General features: G+C 71.2%; 13 protein-coding genes. 5 read left to right on the forward strand and 8 right to left on the reverse strand.

The window, feature by feature from the left end:
* Positions 1-68: 68 nt before the first annotated feature.
* Positions 69-335 carry a hypothetical protein gene (locus tag ASE68_RS00965; RefSeq protein ID WP_055854158.1) on the reverse strand — a complete coding sequence of 89 codons (267 nt, stop codon included), beginning with the start codon at positions 333-335 and terminating at the stop codon, positions 69-71.
* Positions 336-513: 178 nt separating this feature from the next.
* Between ASE68_RS00965 and ASE68_RS00970 the strand changes: the two genes are divergently transcribed.
* The 4 genes from ASE68_RS00970 (at position 514) to ASE68_RS00985 (ending at position 6025) form a co-directional block, all read left to right on the forward strand.
* A complete protein-coding gene (locus tag ASE68_RS00970) occupies positions 514-3564 on the forward strand; it encodes a glycoside hydrolase family 38 C-terminal domain-containing protein (RefSeq protein WP_055854162.1) in 3051 nt (1016 codons plus the stop codon).
* Entirely contained in the window at positions 3561-4916 is a 1356-nt protein-coding gene (locus tag ASE68_RS00975; protein ID WP_055854165.1) for an MFS transporter, read from the forward strand. The genes ASE68_RS00970 and ASE68_RS00975 overlap by 4 nt, the downstream gene beginning before the upstream one ends.
* 133 nt (positions 4917-5049) lie before the next feature.
* The gene (locus ASE68_RS00980) at positions 5050-5634 is read left to right on the forward strand and encodes a GrpB family protein (RefSeq protein WP_055854169.1); all 585 of its coding nucleotides are present in this window, start codon (positions 5050-5052) and stop codon (positions 5632-5634) included.
* Between the two features lie 49 nt (positions 5635-5683).
* A complete protein-coding gene (locus ASE68_RS00985) occupies positions 5684-6025 on the forward strand; it encodes a hypothetical protein (protein ID WP_055854172.1) in 342 nt (113 codons plus the stop codon).
* Positions 6026-6097: 72 nt separating this feature from the next.
* Here ASE68_RS00985 and ASE68_RS00990 read toward each other — a convergent pair whose 3' ends face one another.
* Complete coding sequence (locus tag ASE68_RS00990) at positions 6098-7144, reverse strand: NAD(P)-dependent alcohol dehydrogenase (protein ID WP_055854175.1); 1047 nt, start codon at positions 7142-7144, stop codon at positions 6098-6100.
* Between the two features lie 176 nt (positions 7145-7320).
* Here ASE68_RS00990 and ASE68_RS00995 point away from each other — a divergent pair, with 176 nt between their 5' ends.
* Positions 7321-7818 (forward strand): hypothetical protein, encoded by a 498-nt coding sequence (locus ASE68_RS00995; protein ID WP_055854178.1) that lies wholly within the window; start codon positions 7321-7323, stop codon positions 7816-7818.
* On the opposite strand, the gene ASE68_RS01000 is transcribed toward ASE68_RS00995, so the two are convergent.
* From ASE68_RS01000 to ASE68_RS01025, 6 genes are all read right to left on the reverse strand, one after another.
* Positions 7815-8426 carry a GNAT family N-acetyltransferase gene (locus ASE68_RS01000; RefSeq protein ID WP_082461765.1) on the reverse strand — a complete coding sequence of 204 codons (612 nt, stop codon included), beginning with the start codon at positions 8424-8426 and terminating at the stop codon, positions 7815-7817. The two genes, ASE68_RS00995 and ASE68_RS01000, sit on opposite strands and share 4 nt — an antisense overlap.
* 75 nt (positions 8427-8501) lie before the next feature.
* On the reverse strand, positions 8502-10697 hold the full coding sequence (locus ASE68_RS01005; RefSeq protein WP_162238231.1) for a penicillin acylase family protein: 2196 nt from the start codon (positions 10695-10697) through the stop codon (positions 8502-8504).
* A 10-nt stretch (positions 10698-10707) separates the two neighbouring features.
* Positions 10708-12666 carry an IucA/IucC family siderophore biosynthesis protein gene (locus ASE68_RS01010; RefSeq protein WP_082462292.1) on the reverse strand — a complete coding sequence of 653 codons (1959 nt, stop codon included), beginning with the start codon at positions 12664-12666 and terminating at the stop codon, positions 10708-10710.
* A 5-nt stretch (positions 12667-12671) separates the two neighbouring features.
* A complete protein-coding gene (locus ASE68_RS01015) occupies positions 12672-13256 on the reverse strand; it encodes a GNAT family N-acetyltransferase (RefSeq protein ID WP_055854184.1) in 585 nt (194 codons plus the stop codon).
* Positions 13253-14686, reverse strand: a complete 1434-nt coding sequence (locus ASE68_RS01020) for a lysine N(6)-hydroxylase/L-ornithine N(5)-oxygenase family protein (RefSeq protein WP_082461768.1) — start codon at positions 14684-14686, stop codon at positions 13253-13255. The genes ASE68_RS01015 and ASE68_RS01020 overlap by 4 nt, the downstream gene beginning before the upstream one ends.
* On the reverse strand, positions 14683-16131 hold the full coding sequence (locus tag ASE68_RS01025) for a pyridoxal-dependent decarboxylase (protein ID WP_055854187.1): 1449 nt from the start codon (positions 16129-16131) through the stop codon (positions 14683-14685). Before ASE68_RS01025 ends, ASE68_RS01020 begins: the two co-directional genes overlap by 4 nt.
* Positions 16132-16357: the final 226 nt, after the last annotated feature.

Raw genomic sequence — 16357 nt, forward strand, 5'->3', positions numbered from 1 at the left:
CCCGGGGTCGGTCGCGGCATCCGGCACCGGACCGGAAGGGATTACGTCGAGCTAGGAGTGCGGCTCGCTCAGAGCGATTCCTCGTCGGGATCGGACTGCACCGGGTCGCTCTCGGAGGGGTCGAAGTGGTACTTCACGTACCGCTCGTCGCCGACCGTGCGCTCGTCGCCCGCGACGTACCAGAAGATCGACTCGACGCCGCGGACGGCGGCGACCGTGGAGATGCGCTGATCGATCTCGCCGTCGATGAGCACGCGGCGGTCGGTCGTTCCGGCCAGGGGTCCGTCGACGTGCTCGACGATGTATTCGACTGCGGTGCTCGTGTCATCGGTCATGGAACCAACGTACGCCTCTGCGTCCGTGAGCGCTCGGAGGCGACGCCCGCCCGGGCATCCGTTCGCGACCCAGGCTCAGCGTCGTGACCGCGTGACCTAGACTGCTGCGGCGACACCCCCATCGCGCCGCACCGACGCGGCCGGGTCACGAGGTGATCGCCCCGATCGGAGGCGGCACATGGGGTTCGGCGATTTCCTGTTCGGGCTCGCGGCGCGCCAGCCGGCCGAGTACCGGCGACTCCGCGGCATCCGTCAGCGCATCTACACCCGGGTCGCACCGCTGCAGGCCGAGATCGTGCGCTCACCCGAGCCGATCGCGTTCGGCGACCTCGACCGATCGCGGTTCGAAGCGATCCGGCCCGGTTCGGCGTGGGGCGGCGTGTTCGACTGCGCCTGGCTGCGGATCACGGGCGAGGTGCCCGCCGGGGTCGAGCGCCCGGTGGTGCTGCTCGGCATCCGCGGCGAGGGTGCGGTGTACTCGCCAGGGGGCGAGCTGCTCGACTCGGTGAGCACGGTCTTCCAGCAGGGCGACCACCCGCACAGCGGCGGTCGGTTCCGCCCGATCCAGGGCGTCGACCTCGCGAACGGAGCCGTCGAGTTCTACGCCGACGTCGCCTACAACGGGTTCATCCTCTACGAGGTCGGCCGCGGTCGGTATCACGGGGCCCACCTGGCGACCCGCGACGACGAGGCGTACTCCCTCTATTACGACTACTTGACGCTCGTCGTGCTGGCGGACGCGACGGATGACGCGGTGCTGGCCGCCGAGCTGCGGCGCGCCCTCTCCGCGGCGTGGGCCGCGTTCCGTTCCGGCGATGTCACCGCGGCGCGGGCGGCGCTCGCCCCGGCGCTCGCCGCGCCCTCGACGAGCCAGTTCACGTACGACGCCGTCGGCCACGGCCACCTCGACATGGCGTGGCTCTGGCCGCTCCGCGAGACGCACCGCAAGTCGGCGCGCACGTACGTGCGCGCGATGAACGCCCTCGAACGCCGGCCCGACTACGTGTACGGCACGAGCCAGCCGCAGCAGATGCACTGGATGCAGCAGGAGCATCCGGCCCTCTTCGACCGCATGAAGGCCGCCGTCGCCGACGGCCGCATGGAACTGCAGGGGTCGTTCTGGGTCGAGCCCGACACCAACCTGCCGTCGGGGGAGTCGCTCGTGCGCCAGGCGCTCGTCGGCCGCGCCTACCTGCAGGAGCAGTTCGGGCTCACCGACGAGCAACTGCGGCTGTGCTGGCTGCCCGACACCTTCGGCTACAACGGCAACCTGCCCCAGATCCTCAAGAAGAGCGGCATGGACTGGTTCCAGACCATCAAGCTCGCGTGGAACAAGACGAACGACTTCCCGCACCGCACGTTCACGTGGCAGGGCATCGACGGGTCGAGCGTGCTCGTGCACATGCCGCCCGAGGGCGACTACAACAGTCGTGCGGGCGCCGACAACCTGCTGACCGGCCTCGCGAGGTATCCGGAGAAGGCGCTCGAGACCGCCCTGCTCGTGTACGGCTCCGGCGACGGCGGCGGCGGCCCCAACGAGATCCACCACGAGCTCACCGATCGCGAGCGCGACCTGCGCGGACTGCCGAAGGTGCGGATGTCGACGGCGGGCGACTTCTTCCGCCGGCTCGAGCAGCGCGACATCGCGCACACCCACGTCGGCGAGCTCTACCTCGAGACCCACCAGGGCACCTACACGACGCAGGCGCAGATCAAGCGGCACAACCGGCTCGTCGAGCGCAAGCTGCACGAGGTCGAGGCGCTCGCGGTGCTCGCGGGCGACGACCACCGGCCCGTGCTCGCCGGCCACTGGCGCGAGGTGCTGCTGAACCAGTTCCACGACATCATCCCCGGGTCGTCGATCGCGCGCGTGAACCGTGAGGCGATCGCGACCTACGAGCGCATCGAGGGCGAGCTCGACGCGTATGCGGCCGAGCTCCTCGGGCGGTTGCCGCAGCGGGCCGAGGGTGATTCCGGCTCAGATGGTTACGGGCGAGCGGATGCCGCGGGCGAGGCCCCGGGTGCATCCACCAGGTCGCCGCGCACGGCCCTCAACCTCACGAGCCACCCGCGCGACGAGGTCGTGAAGGTGCGCGACGGCTGGTTTCGGGCGGAGGTCGGGCCGTACGCCGCGGCCGAGTTGCGGGCGGCCGACGCGGCATCCGACCTCGCCTTCACCGACGAGAGCCTGGGCAACGGCGTGCTCGCCCTGCGCTTCGACGCCGACGGCGTGATCGTGTCGTGCCGCGCCGCTGCCGGCGATGGCGAGGGCGCCGAGCACGCGGGCGCCGGGCTCAACCGCCTGGTCGTGCATCGCGACCCCTACGTCTGGCCCTTCAACGCCTGGGACATCAACCCCGACTACGTGAAGCGGCCGACGCGGGTGCTGCGTATGTCGCATGTGGAATCCGGCATGGACGGCCCCACCGTGTGGCGCACGCAGGAGTACCGCTCGCGCGCGGTGACCGTTCGCCAGCGGATCGTGCTCGAGGCCGGCAGCGACGTGGTGCGCTTCGAGACCGAGGTCGACTGGCACGAGAAGCACCGCATGCTTCGCGCCGAGTTCCGGCCGACGCACTACGGCGACACCGTGCGCTGCGAGATCCAGTTCGGGCACCTCGAGCGCGTCACGACCGAACGCGACTCGGTCGAGCAGGCCCAGTTCGAGGTCTGCGCGCACAAGTGGGTCGCCACCGAAGACACCGACGGCGGGTTCGCGCTGCTCAACGATGCGAAGTACGGCCACCGCGCCAAGAACGGCCTGCTGAGCCTCAACCTGCTGCGCGCGCCGACCTTTCCCGACAAGACGGCCGACCGCGGCCTCCATCGCTTCACGTACGCGTTCACGCCGTTCGCCTCCGGCGACTTGGCGAAGGTCGTGCGCGAGGCGTACCGGCTGAACAACCCGCTGCAGGTGACGGATGTCGCGCCCTTCGAGTCCGCGGCATCCGTCGACGACCCCGGCGTGATCATCGAGACCGTGAAGCGAGCCGAGCACGGCGACGGAGTCGTGCTGCGGCTCTACGAGAGCCTCGGGCGGGCGACGACCACGGCGCTGCGGGTGGCGCTTCCGGGGGTCTCGATACGCTCCGCTACTCGACCGGCGTTCGCCGCCGTCGAGACCGACCTGCTCGAACGACCGGCCGGACTCGGCGATCGAGTGGACCTCGCCCAGCTCGAGTTCGGGCCCTTCGAGATCAAGACCATCCGATTGGACGCACGCGCATGAGCGAGGCCACCGCGACGACGATCGCCCCGAAGACGCAGGCGAGGGCCATCGTCACCGCGGGGTTCGGGCAGAACTTCGTGCTCACGACGGTGTCGACGTTCATCCTCGTGTACCTGCTGCAGTACGCCGGCATCAGCACCGGCGGGCTCGCGGCCGTGACCGTGATCATCACCGTGTCGAAGTTCATCGACGCCGTGCTCGACCCCGTGATGGGCAGCATCGTCGACATGACCCGGTCGCGGTGGGGCAAGCTGCGGCCGTACATCCTGTTCTCGGCGGCGCCGGTCGCGGTGCTCTCGGGGCTGCTGTTCGCGGTGCCCGACGTCGACGAACCCGCGAAGATCGCGTTCTTCGGCGTGACGTACATCCTCTGGAGCCTCGCGTACACCGTGTGCGACGTGCCGTTCTGGGGGCTCATCGGATCGGCCTTCGTCGAACCCGACCGGCGCACGCGGGTCATCGGCAGCGTGCGCGCGTTCGGGTCGATCGCCCTCGGCCTCTCGACGCTCGGCATGCCCTGGCTCGCGAAGCTCCTCAGCTTCGGTCCCGAGACCACGGGCAGCGGGTGGACGCTCGCCGTGTTCCTCACGTCGTTCCTCGGCATGGGGGTGTTCCTGCTCGCGTTCTTCTTCGGGCGCGAGCGCGAGACCGCTGCGGCATCCGACGGCCTCAGCGTTCGCCAGCTCGTCACGACGCTCTTCAAGAACAAGGCCCTGCTCACCGTGCTGCTCGCCTCGGTGCTCGGCTTCGGACGGTTCATCGTGCAGGCGGGAGGCGCCCTCTTCGTCGTGATCGCCTACGGCGACGAGGGCGCGTTCACGCTCGTCGGCGCCGCGATCATCCTGGGCATGGTGATCTCGTCGTTCACGAGCCCGCTGCTGCTGCGCCGGATGTCGGCGCGACGCGTGATGGTGTGGAGCTCGCTCGTCGCGGCCGCCCTCTACCTGCTGATGTTCGTCGTCGGATTCGCGAACCTCGCCGTGCTGCTCGTGTTCATCTTCCTCACCGGGCTCATGCTCGGGGTGTTCCTCGTGACCCAGGCGACGATGATCGCCGACTCGGTCGACGACGCCGAGCGGCGACTCGGCGTGCGGAACGACGGCATCTCGTTCGCGTCGCTCACGTTCGTGTCGAAGATCATGAACGCGCTCGCCGTGCTCGTCTTCGGCGTGTTCGTGGTGATCGCCGGTTACGAGCGCGGGGTGACCGTGACGCCCGACATGCAGCAGACCGTGTTCATCGCGCTCACGATCGTGCCGGCCGTCAGCTGCGTGCTCTCGGCGCTGCCGTTCATCCGGTGGCGGCGGGCTGGTGCAGATCCTGCGGCGGGCGCGCCGGCTGCGACCGCCTGAGCGCGCGACGGATGCCCGGACGCGCCGCCGTGGGTTCGCGAGTGGTCGTCTTGTGCTGCATCCGGCCGCGCGATGGCGACTGATCGTGACCCCTCGAGGAGCGCGGTCGGCGTGGCGCTGGGACGATGGTGGGGTGACTCAGAGCCGAAAACCGCGCCGACCGGATGTCTCGACGCTCGACCTCGTCGGGGGTCCCGAGCGACTCGTGGTCGAACTCCACGAGTACGACGAGCGCTGGCCTGGCATGTACCTCGACCACCGGCGGCGGATCCTCGACGCGCTTGCCGCCACGGACGTCGAGATCGAGCACATCGGCTCCACCTCGGTTCCCGGACTGGCGGCGAAGCCGATCATCGACATCGTGGTCACGGTCGACGACATCACCGCCGAGGAGGACTACCTCGACGCACTGCTGGCGGCGGGATACGAGCTGCGGGTTCGCGAGCCCGGACATCGCCTCGTGCGCACGCCGGAGCGGGACGTGCACGTGCACCTCTTCGAACGCCACGATCCTGCGGTGGCCGAATACCTCCTGCTCCGCGACCACCTGCGCTCCGATGCGGACGACCGAGCCCTCTACGAACGCACCAAGCGGATGCTACTGAGCAGGCGATGGGACGACATGAACGACTACGCCGACGCCAAGACCGACGTCATCCTGGCGATCAAGGCGCGCGCGAGGGCCGCACGCGAATCTCTCGGGCAGTCGGAGCGCTGAGACCGCAGCGCTCGCGCTCGAGGTCGGGCGTTTCGCCTACGGTGGTGGCATGGAGACGGTCTGCGCAACATGCGATACGGCCTTGGTGCGCAACGGGGGCACGCCGCCCCACGATGTCGACATCGCGAAGACGTCCGAGGCGCTTCAAGGACGCGTCGAGAGCGGGCGTATGCGGTACTTGCGGGGCGATGTCCCGCTCGAGGACATGCTCGCACTGGCCGTGTCCGACCTGACCTACACGATCGTGAGCTTCCTCCTGTGCGAAGCATGCGGGAGGACCAGGTTCTGGGGGCTCTCCATTCGCGGCGCACCGGCGTACAAGGTCGTCGACGCGGATGCTCCATCGAACTGGCCCTGGGAAACGGTGCCTTCTCGGCCGCTCTGGGCCTAGCTCGACGTCGCGGATACCGCGGGCGGCCGCTTCCGCGGAGGCGCGCGCCGCGGCATCCGCCGCCGCTCGGAGCTAGCCGGCGAGGGTCTCGGCGTCGATCACGAAGCGGTAGCGCACGTCGCTCGAGAGCACGCGCTCGTAGGCGTCGTTGATCTGGTCGGCCGAGATGAGCTCGATCTCGGGGGCGATGCCGTGCTCGGCGCAGAAGTCGAGCATCTCCTGGGTCTCGCCGATGCTGCCGATGCTCGAGCCCGCGAAGGAGCGGCGGTTGCCGAAGAGCGTGAACACGTGCACGGGCAGCGGCTCGGCCGGGGCGCCGACGCTCACGAACGTGCCGTCGAGCGCGAGTAGCGAGAGGTACTTGCGCAGGTCGATCGGTGCGCTGACCGTGTTGATGACGAGGTCGAAGCGGTTTGCGAGTTCGGTCCACGTCGCGTCGTCGCTCGTGGCCAAGTAGTCGGTCGCGCCGAATCGCAGGCCGTCCTCACGCTTGGAGAGCGTCTGCGACAGCACCGTCACCTCGGCGCCCATGGCGGCGGCGATCTTGACGGCCATGTGGCCGAGTCCGCCGAGGCCGACGACGGCGACGCGCTTGCCGGGGCCCGCATTCCAGTGTGCGAGCGGCGAGTAGGTCGTGATGCCGGCGCAGAGCAGTGGAGCCGCGGCCTCGTAGGGGATCGCGGCGGGCACCTTCAGCACGAAGTCCTCGTCGACCACGATGTGGGTCGAGTAGCCGCCCTGCGTGATCGAGCCGTCGCGGTCGCGGGCGGCGTAGGTCTGGGTGTTGCCCTTCAGGCAGTAGTTCTCCATGCCGGCCTTGCAGTTCTCGCACTCGCGGCACGAGTTCACCATGCAGCCGACGCCGACCCGGTCGCCGACGGCGTGCTTCGAGACATCCGCCCCGACCTCGACGACCTCGCCGACGATCTCGTGACCGACGACCTGCGGGTAGGCGATCCGTCCCCAGTCGCCGCGCACGGTGTGGATGTCGGAGTGGCAGACGCCGGCGTAGCGGATCGCGATGAGCACGTCGCTCGGGCCCACATCGCGTCGTTCGATCGTCGTGGCGACGAGCGGCTCGGTGGCGGACGGGGCGGCGTAGGCGTGGACGGTGCGCACGGCGGACTCCTTCGGGGTCGAGCGGGGAGGGGAGAGCAGAGTGAAGCTGAGTGTCCAGCCTATGTCGCGCTCGCGGCGCGAAGGGCGGTCACGGTGCGGTCGGTGTGGAACATGCGGATGCCGCGCCGGGCCGTCGGTCGCGAGCATGCCATGCTCGATGCCGAGGAGGTCGACCCATGGTCAATGCCGGCGCTGCCGCGGATGCCGCGGCCGAAGACGGAATCGACGCCCTCGACGCCGACGCCCCCGCGGTCGACTCGGACGAGCAGGCCCTGAAACCCCGGTGGTACCGCCGCCGCCCGCCGGGGGACCTCGACCGGTTCCAACGCGGGGTCTGGTGGGCCGGGCACGGTCAACTGTTCATCGCCGTCGGGCTGCCCATCGTCGCCCTGATCCTCTTCTGCCTGACCTTCGTGGATTCGTCGCTGCCGATGTTCGGCACGCTCGCCCTGGCGATGGTCGTGCCGTTCTGGTACTCGGGGCGAATGCTTCGCGGCTCCGCCGGCCTCCTGCCGACGCACGAGGGCCGGGTCGGCGCGTTCGACTGGCTCGAGCGCATCACCGTGCTGACGATCTCGGTGCTGTTCATCGCCTTCCTCGCGATCGCCGGCGTGGTCGCGCAGGTCTACGTGGTCATCCTCGTGCTGTCGACCTGGTCGTCGTTCGCCGGTTAGCTGGGGCTCCAGCGCTCGCGGGAGAGGAACGCGAGCTGTCCGCGCTTGGTCGGCAGGTCGATGATCGGGCCCGGCTCGAACCCGGTGCGCACCATGCGCTGCACGGCGGCCTCGTTGTCGACGTCGGGTTCGATGACGATTCGCTGCGCGCCGGGTGAGGCGAAGAGGAAGTCGCCGAGCACGCGTGAGATGCGGGTCGTGAAGGCGTCGATCGGTGCGCCACGGTCGCCGATGAAGACGTGCAGCCCGACGTCGCCCGGCTCGACGATGTAGCACTCGCCGATCGGGTCGTGCTCGGGCTCGTAGGTCTGCAGCAGCACGACGGGCGTGCCGTCGCGGAAGACCAGGAACGCGTGGTGGGTCTCGAGCCCGTCGACGTAGGCGTAGAGGTCGCGCAGCTCCTGCCGAGAGAGCTCGCCGAGCCCCCAGAACCTCGCCCGCGGCTGCGTTACCCACGCATGGATCACGTCGAGGTGCGCGTCGGGGTCGAGCACGAAGACCTCGATCGTGCCGAGGGCGGGGTCGTGGGCGGTGTGCACGAGGTCGCCGGGCCGGCCGGTCGCGAGGCGATCGGTGGTGGCGGTCGTCGTGCTGGTGGTCTCGGTCATGCTCGGCTCGATTCGGTGGTGAGCGGATGTCGGTGGCGGGCGCTGGTGGGTGCTGGTCTCGATACGCGATTCGCGCTACTCGACCGGCGGCGGGCCGACCGGCGGCGGGCCGACCGGCGGGGGATCGGCGGCGACCCAGTCGGCGAGCTGGTCGGCGAAGTGCGGCGAGGCGGGGTCGCCGGAGGCGCCGAAGGGCACGCTCCAGCGGCTGCGGTCGCGATCCCCGAGATCCCACGCCCAGCGCGCGACCGAGCCGCGCCAGCTGCGGCGGGTGACGCCGGGCGTGGATCCGGTGCAGCGCACGGACTCGCCTTCGCCGCCGAGCGGGGCGTCGAGGTCGCGGCCCGGGTCCGCGACGCCGTCGATGTCCGCGAAAACGTGCAGGGGGAGCAGTCGATGTTCGTCGCCCCAGGTCTCGGCCGGGCGTGCGGCGGCCCCGCTCAGGGCGTCGCGCACGAGCGCGTCACGGTGGGCGGCAAGGACGGGAGCGTGCAGGAGCCCGGGCAGGGCGGCGGCGATACGGCCACGGGCGCCCATCCACGGGTCGTAGATCGCGCCGAACGGATGCGGGTCGTGCAGGCGTGCGAGCTCGGGCAGGGCGGCGACGCGGGCCACGAGCTCCTCGCGGAAGGCGGCGAAGCGCGCGGCCCCCGCGGAGTCGGCGTGCATGACGCCGTCCCACGCGCGGAGTTCGTCGAGCGCGGCGCCTGCATCGGGCGTCGCGGCCGCGCCATCCGCCGCCTGCAGGAGCGCGAACCAGTCGTCGAGTCCGCCGAGGAGTGCATCGCCCCAGATCCGCGTGAGGTCGTCGACCGATCCGGGTCGGCCTTCGTCGAGCAGCTCGCGAATGCGGCGGGCGCGGTGCGGCGGGGCGTACGCGCGCCCGAGATCCGCGTCGGAGCGTGTCGGGCGCTCGTTCGCATCCACGGCGATCGTGTCGACGGGCGTGGCCGGCGGCATCCGTCGATCCCCGACCGCACGGGTGAGCCGGCCATCGAGGGGCAGGCGACGCTCGGCGCGCGTGCGATCGGGCGCGCGGCCGACGGTCGCCGAGAGCACGGTGCCCTGCCGGTCCGCGGCGAGCACGCGGTTCACCGGGTCGACCCAGCGGTCGAACGCCGTGACGACGTCGGCCGCCGAGCGGGCGCGCAGCAACGGCAGCAGCGCGGCGAATCCGAGGTCGCGGTCGGCGCGCGCCGGCATCCGCACGCTCCAGGCCTCGAACTCGCCGTCGGCCAGGGGCGACAGGTCGGTGACGACGGTGCCGCGCTCGGTCTCGATCGCCTCGACCTCGACCGGGGCGGCGCCGCGCACGTGGATGGTCGAGTGCTCGACGGATGCCGCGCGCCAGCCGTCAGGGCCGAGGGCCTCGTAGTGCGGCGTGCCCGAGGCGGCAGCGTCGGCGGGGTCTCGATACGGCGCTGGCGCGCCTACTCGACCGGCGTCGGGGGCGGCGGGGGAGTCGGGGACGCGGCGCAGCCGCTCTCGGAACACGTCGACGCTGTGCGCCAGCGCGTTCGTGACGCCCCACGCCGCGTGCCCGGTGTGCCCGAAGTGCGCGACCCCGGGCACGCCCGGGAACGCGAGGCCGATGACGTCGAACTCGTCGCAGGCGAGGCCGACCTGCTGGTAGACCCCCGGCAGCTCGAACAGCCGATGCGGGTCGCCCGCGAGCATCGGGAACCCCGACTCGGTCAGCGAGCCGTGCACCGCCCACCCGTTGCTGCCCGACGAGGGCTCGGCGGCGTCCGCGCCCGTCAGCAGGTCGACCCAGTCGTCGCCGAGGGTCCGCGCGACGTGCTCGCCGAAGAGCAGGCTCGGGAACGACGAGAACAGCGCGTGCGCCACGTGCAGGATGCCGAGCGGCGCGTGCTCGGGCCAGTCGTCGAGGGGTGCGCGCTCGCCGAAGCGGGCGTCGAGCTCGCCGAACTCGACCGCCGCCCCGCCGGAGCGGGCACCGGCGCCGGTGCCACCCTCGCGCATGCCCCGACGCACGCCGTCGACGTAGGCCCGCACGAACGCGCGGTCCTCGTCGCCGAGGGCCGCGAACGCGCGACGAGCCGTGTCGTCGAGCCGGGCGCGTCGGGCGAACACGTCCCAGTCGAGCCCGGCCGGGCCGATGAGCGCCGAGAGCGTGCCCTCGGCGCGGCGCCGGTCGACCTCGATCTGCCATCCGCGGTCGTGCGCCGTCGCCTCGCCCTGCACGGCGGCGAGCTCGAGGACGTCTCTGCCGCGCAGGTACGGGATGCCGTGCTCGTCGCGGGTGATCACGGTCGCACGCTCAGGCCGAGGCGGGCGAGATGGCGGCGGCCGCGGCATCCGCCCCATGATCGGCACCGGCGCCACCCCGAACGCCCGCGCCACCCCGAACACCCGCGCCCGCGGTCCCGAACCGGCGCGACCTGGCGATCGGGTTGGCCATCTCGCCCGCGTAGATGAGCGACTCGGACTGGTTCGCGATATCGACCATCTGCAGCGTGTTGCGCAGTTGCAGGCGGTTCAGGCACGAGTGCGCGAAGGTCTCGGCGCGCAGGTCGATGCCCGACTCGAGGTGCGGGTGCGCGACCTCGTGCTCGTCGACGCACTCGGCCACGAGTGCCCAGAACGCGTGCTCGTCGAGCGTGCCGTCGACGTGCAGGATTCCGGCGAGGTGACGCAGCACGCCGTCGAACACGTCGGTGAAGACGGCCAGCGCCTTCTCGCGGTCGTCGACCTCGGTGATGATGCGCTGCACATCCTCTGGCACGGGGGGCGTGCGGTTGGCGGCACCGGGCCGCGGAGCCGAGAGCAGCGCGACCTCCTCGCCGATGTCCTTCATGAAGACCCCGACGGGCACCGCGTCCTCGAGCACGAGGATCAGGTTCTCGCCGTGCGGCATGAACGCCAGGTCGTACGCGCGAAGGCAGTGCACGAGCGGCCGCAGGTAGGCGCGCAGGTACGCCCGCACCCAGTCGACGGCGGGCAGGGCGGATGCCGCGACGAGCGCACTGGCGACCGAGCCGCCCGCGGCATCCCGATGCAGCAGCGCGGCCATCGTGCTGAGCCGCTGGTTCGGGGCCAGCAGCGGCACCGGGCTCTCGCGCCAGAGTGCGGCGAGCATCTTGCGATGCGGCGACACCGTGCGCGTGCGGTGGTAGGCGTCGCCGGTGTAGCCGATCGACGCGTGCTCGCGCAGCACGCGGAACCCGGCCTCGCCGAGGGCCTCGTCGGCCTCGACGAGCTCGCCGACCCAGTCGTTGATCGCCGGCGTGACCCGCATGTACGCGGGGGAGAGGCCGCGCAGGAACCCCATGTTCTGGATCGACAGGGCGGTCTTGACGTAGTCGCGGCCCCAGTCGTCGGCGTTGAACATCGTGCGCAGCGACTGCTGGGCGAGGTACCGGTCGAACCCCTCGCCGAGGAACACGAGGTTGCCCTTCGCGAGGTCGGGCGCGAACGTGATCGCGATGCGGTGCTCCCACTGCCACGGGTGCACGGGCAGCAGCAGGTAGTCGGCGGGGTCGAGTCCGGCCTCGACGAGGCGCGCCTCGAACGCGTCGTGCTGGGCCTGCCCGAGCTGCTCGCGCAGGAACGACTGCCGGTCGAGCCCCTCGCCGAGCGCGAAGTGCGTGAACTCGCGCCGGGCGGCCAGCCAGACGAGCGTGAACGGCTCGGCCGCCTCGGGCGCGTACGCCGAGTACTCCGAGACGCCGAAGCCGATGCGGCCGTTGTTCGCCACGAAGCCCGGGTGGCCCTCGGTCATCGCCGACTCGATCGTCTGGAAGTCGGCGCGGGCCAGCTCGGCCGCCGTCGGGCCGCCCTGCGTCAGCTTGAACGCGCTGCTCGCCAGGGTCGACGCGATCTCCTCGAGGTAGGTCGCGAGCAGCGCATCGGGGATGCCGAGCAGGGGCTGCAGCTCGATGATGAACGCCTGCGCGTCGAGCGGCGTCGGCGTGCCGTCGACGAACCGCTCGAGCGTCGGCTCGTCGAGCACCCAGTGCTCGAGGGCGAACCGGTCGGCCTCGAAGCGGTACTCGACGCGGCCGCCGTCGAGGGCGAGGCGGTAGGAGCGGGCGGATGCCTCGGGGCCGGCGTCGGGGGCGGCCGGCACGGGCGCGAGCAGCCGCTCGTGCGTGAACTCCGCGATCGCCTTCGCCACGAGGTGCCGCTGCGCGGCCGCCATCGCGGCCGGGGTGAGGTGCGCGGCGGGGTTCGCCGGGCGGGTGATCGGCTGGTGGGCGGCGTGGGTCTGATCGTTCATGTGCGTCATCCGAGTCGTTCGTGGTCGGGAAGGGAGCCGAGGGCGGATGCCGCGAAGTCGGCGCGCGTGCACACCGAGAGGTTCGCCCGCTTCACGTGCTCGCCCTCGGGCACCTCGACCTCGCCGAGCACGCGGAATCCGGCCCGCGCGTTCTTGGCCGCGATGCGCTCGTTGCGCACGTCGGGCTCGACGACCACGCGCTCGGCGCCGAGCTCGTCGAAGCACCAGCGCATGACGGCGGCGAAGACGGCATCCGTGAGTCCGTGGCGGCCGTGGCCGTCGGCCGGGGCGACGAGCACGTGCATGCCCAGGTCGCCCGGCAGTGCGTCGTGGATGCCGACGAGCAGCACGCTCGCGGGGTCGTACGTCTCGGCGAGGAACGCCGGGGCGCCGTCGACCGCGCCGAGCCAGGAGTCCTGGCGCGGATGCGTCGAGACCTCCGCGAGGTAGTCGGCGACCTCGGAGACGCCGAGCTCCTGCATGCCCCAGAACGCGGACTTCGGAGCCGCCAGCCACTGCTGCACGACGGGTGCGTCGAGCCGGGCATCCACGGGTCGGATGTCGATCTCGTAGTCGGTCACGACGGTCATCGCAGCACCTCCGCCGGTCGAGTGGGCGCGCCAGCGCCGACCTCCGCCGATCGAGGAGGCGCGCCGGCGCCGTATCGAGACCCAGCCGCGACATCCGCCGGCACCCCGAACTGCTGGAACGCGATGCTGCGCTCGAGCGGGTAGATCTCATGTCCGCAGATCTTCGCGATGATCTGCGCGTTGCGCCACGCGCCGAAACCGAGGTCGGGTGCGGTCAGGCCGTGGGTGTGCTCCTCGCCGTTCTGCACGAAGACGCGACCACGGCCGCCGTCGATGCTGTAGTCGCGGGAGACGTCGAGCCGGCCGAGCGCGTCCCACTCGAAGCGGTCGCGCACCGGGTCGAGGAACGCGGGCACGCGCGCCGAATAGCCGGTCGCGAGCACGAGCGCGTCGGTCTCGCGCTCGTACTCCTGCTCGAGCTGGGCGTGCCGAAGCCGCAGGCGGAACCGCGTGCCGTCCCACGACGCCTCGAGCAGCTCGGTGTCGGTGAGCAGCGTCGTCGGCACCGGGCCCGATGCGCTGAGTTCGTAGAGCGTGTCGTAGATCTCGTCGATGAGCTCGCCCGAGATGCCCTTGTAGAGGCCGCGCTGCTCGCGCCCGAGCTGCTGGCGCAGGGCGAGCGGCAGCCCGTGGAAGTGGTCGGTGTACTCGGGACTCGTCATCTCGAGCGTGAGCTTCGTGTACTCCATGGGGAAGAACCGCGGCGACCGGGTGATCCAGTCGAGGCGGTAGCCGTCGGCTGCCGTGGCGTCGCCGAGCAGGTCGCGGTAGATCTCGGCCGCGGACTGCCCGCTGCCGACGACGGTGATCGATCCGGCGCCCTGCAGGCGTTCGCGGTTCGGCAGGTACTCCGAGCTGTGCACCACGAGACCGGGGAGGTCGCGCAGGGCCGCCGGCACGGTCGGCGCGGTGCCGACGCCGAGCACGAGGTGCCTGGCCGAGTACGTCTCGACGTCGCCCGTCGCGAGGTCGAGCGCACGGACCGTGTAGACGTCGTTCGCCTCGTCGTGGTCGACCGAGACGACGTCGCGCCCCCACCGCAGCGACGGCAGCTGCTCGCTCGCCCACCTGCAGTACGCGTCGTACTCGGCGCGCAGCGGGTAGAAGCTCTCGCGGATGTAGAAGGGGTAGAGCCGTCCGCTCTGCTTCAGCCAGTTGAGGAACGAGAACGGCGAGGTCGGGTCGGCCATGGTCACGAGGTCGGCCATGAACGGCACCTGGATCGTCGCGCCGTCGAGCATCATGCCGTGATGCCACGCGAACCCGTCGGCGCGGTCGAGGAACACGGCGTCGAGCGCGAGCGGCTCGAGCAGGCAGGCGAGTCCGAGGTTGAACGGGCCGATGCCGATGCCGACGACGTCGTGCACGCGGGCGGGTGCGCCGGGCTGCGCGCCGGGTGCGCCGGGCGCGCCGGGCTGCGTCGGGCTCATGCCACGACCTCCACGTCGCGCAGGTCGACGAGGGCCGCCGCGGCATCCTTCACGAGATCGAGCACGCGACGGATGTCGGCCGCCGACGTCTCGGGGTTCAGCAGGGTGAGCTTGAGGCAGGGCCGCCCGTCGATGACGGTCTTGGCGACGAGCGCCCGGCCCGACTCGAAGAGCACGCGCCGCACCTGGGCGACGAGGGCGTCCTGCGCCTGCTCGTCGGCACCCTCGGGGCGAACGCGGAACAGCACGGTGCTGAGCTGCGTGCGACCGACGAGCTCGAGCTCGGGGTCGGCGGCCACCCCGTCGCCGACGACGCGCGCCAGTTCGATCACCTCGTCGAAGAGGTCGCCGAGGCCGTCGGCGCCGATCGCGCGCAGCGTCGTCCAGAGCTTCAGCGCGTCGAAGCGCCTGGTCGTCTGCAGCGACTTGTCGACCTGGTTCGGCTCCTCGTTCTCGAGCGGGTTCAGGTAGTCGGCGTGCCAGGCGGCGGCCCGCAGGTCGGCCGGTTCGCGCACGACGATCGCACTCGAGGAGACCGGCTGGAAGAAGCTCTTGTGGAAGTCGACGGTCACCGAGCGCGCGCGCTCGATGCCCGCGATGAGCTCGCGGTGTCGGCGCGACACGAGCAGTCCGCATCCGTAGGCCGCGTCGACGTGCAGCCACACGTCGTGGGCGTCGCAGTGCTCGGCGATCGCGGCGACGGGATCGATGACGCCGCGGTCGGTCGTGCCGGCGGTCGCCACGACGGCCATCGGGATGCGGCCCGCGGCACGGATCGCCGCGAGCGATGCGGCGAGGGCCGCGGCATCCATTCGTCCCTCGCCGTCGTCGGGAACGCTCACGACGGCGTCGTCGCCGAGGCCGAGGATGAGGGCCGACTTCTCGACGCTGAAGTGGCTCGACGCGGTGGCGAGGATATTGAAGCGGGGGAGCACCTCGGCACGCGAGCCGCCGTGCCGGGCGAGCGCCCATTCGCGGGCGAGCAGCAGTGCGTGCAGGTTCGACTGCGTGCCGCCCGAGGTGAAGACGCCGTCGCCGTGCTCGAAGCCGATGCGCCGCGCGGTCCACTCGACGAGTCGGCGCTCCATGAGCGTGCCGACCGCCGACTGGTCGTAGGTGTCGACCGAGGGGTTCACCGCGGCGAGGATCGCCTCGGCGGCGACCGCGGGCAGCGCGACCGGGCAGTTCAGGTGCGCCGCGTACGCCGGGTCGTGGAACCAGATCGCGTGCTCGAGGAAGAGCCCGTCGACCTCGCGCAGCGCCTCGGCCGTGCCGACGCCCGCGGATTCGAGGTCGACGTCGTCGACGAGGCGTTGCAGTTCGGCGCGGCCGGCACCCGAGAACGGCTGGATCGTCGAGGCCACGCGAGAGGCCACGAGCCCCGTCGCGCGCCCCAGAAGGTCGGTGTACTCGGGAACGGTCGAACTCATCAGCAGATCACGCATGCGCGTCGGCTCCCCCTGTCGGTCGCGGTCGGGCCGGTTGGCCGGGGGTTAGCATAGCCTTACCTAAGTCAGGCCGTGCAACATGACGAAGTGTTCCGTCCCCCGTTTGCGGGTGATCTCGTCGTGAAACCCCTGATCAGATCGGATGCTGCGGCGCGCCACGCCGAGTTGGTCGAGTAGGCGCGTCAGCGCCGTATCGAGACCTTGAATAGCGACGGCTGGTCTC

This window comes from Agromyces sp. Leaf222 (assembly GCF_001421565.1).
Classification (GTDB): Bacteria; Actinomycetota; Actinomycetes; order Actinomycetales; family Microbacteriaceae; genus Agromyces.

Excerpts from the sequence above, each read along its gene's own strand:
- ASE68_RS00970 (WP_055854162.1), top strand. The coding sequence starts at position 514 with ATGGGGTTCGGCGATTTCCTGTTCGGGCTCGCGGCGCGCCAGCCGGCC.
- ASE68_RS00995 (WP_055854178.1), top strand. The coding sequence starts at position 7,321 with ATGGTCAATGCCGGCGCTGCCGCGGATGCCGCGGCCGAAGACGGAATC.
- ASE68_RS01020 (WP_082461768.1), bottom strand. The coding sequence starts at position 14,686 with ATGAGCCCGACGCAGCCCGGCGCGCCCGGCGCACCCGGCGCGCAGCCC.
- ASE68_RS01010 (WP_082462292.1), bottom strand. The coding sequence starts at position 12,666 with ATGAACGATCAGACCCACGCCGCCCACCAGCCGATCACCCGCCCGGCG.
- ASE68_RS00965 (WP_055854158.1), bottom strand. The coding sequence starts at position 335 with ATGACCGATGACACGAGCACCGCAGTCGAATACATCGTCGAGCACGTC.
- ASE68_RS00975 (WP_055854165.1), top strand. The coding sequence starts at position 3,561 with ATGAGCGAGGCCACCGCGACGACGATCGCCCCGAAGACGCAGGCGAGG.
- ASE68_RS01000 (WP_082461765.1), bottom strand. The coding sequence starts at position 8,426 with ATGACCGAGACCACCAGCACGACGACCGCCACCACCGATCGCCTCGCG.
- ASE68_RS01025 (WP_055854187.1), bottom strand. The coding sequence starts at position 16,131 with ATGCGTGATCTGCTGATGAGTTCGACCGTTCCCGAGTACACCGACCTT.
- ASE68_RS01015 (WP_055854184.1), bottom strand. The coding sequence starts at position 13,256 with ATGACCGTCGTGACCGACTACGAGATCGACATCCGACCCGTGGATGCC.
- ASE68_RS00985 (WP_055854172.1), top strand. The coding sequence starts at position 5,684 with ATGGAGACGGTCTGCGCAACATGCGATACGGCCTTGGTGCGCAACGGG.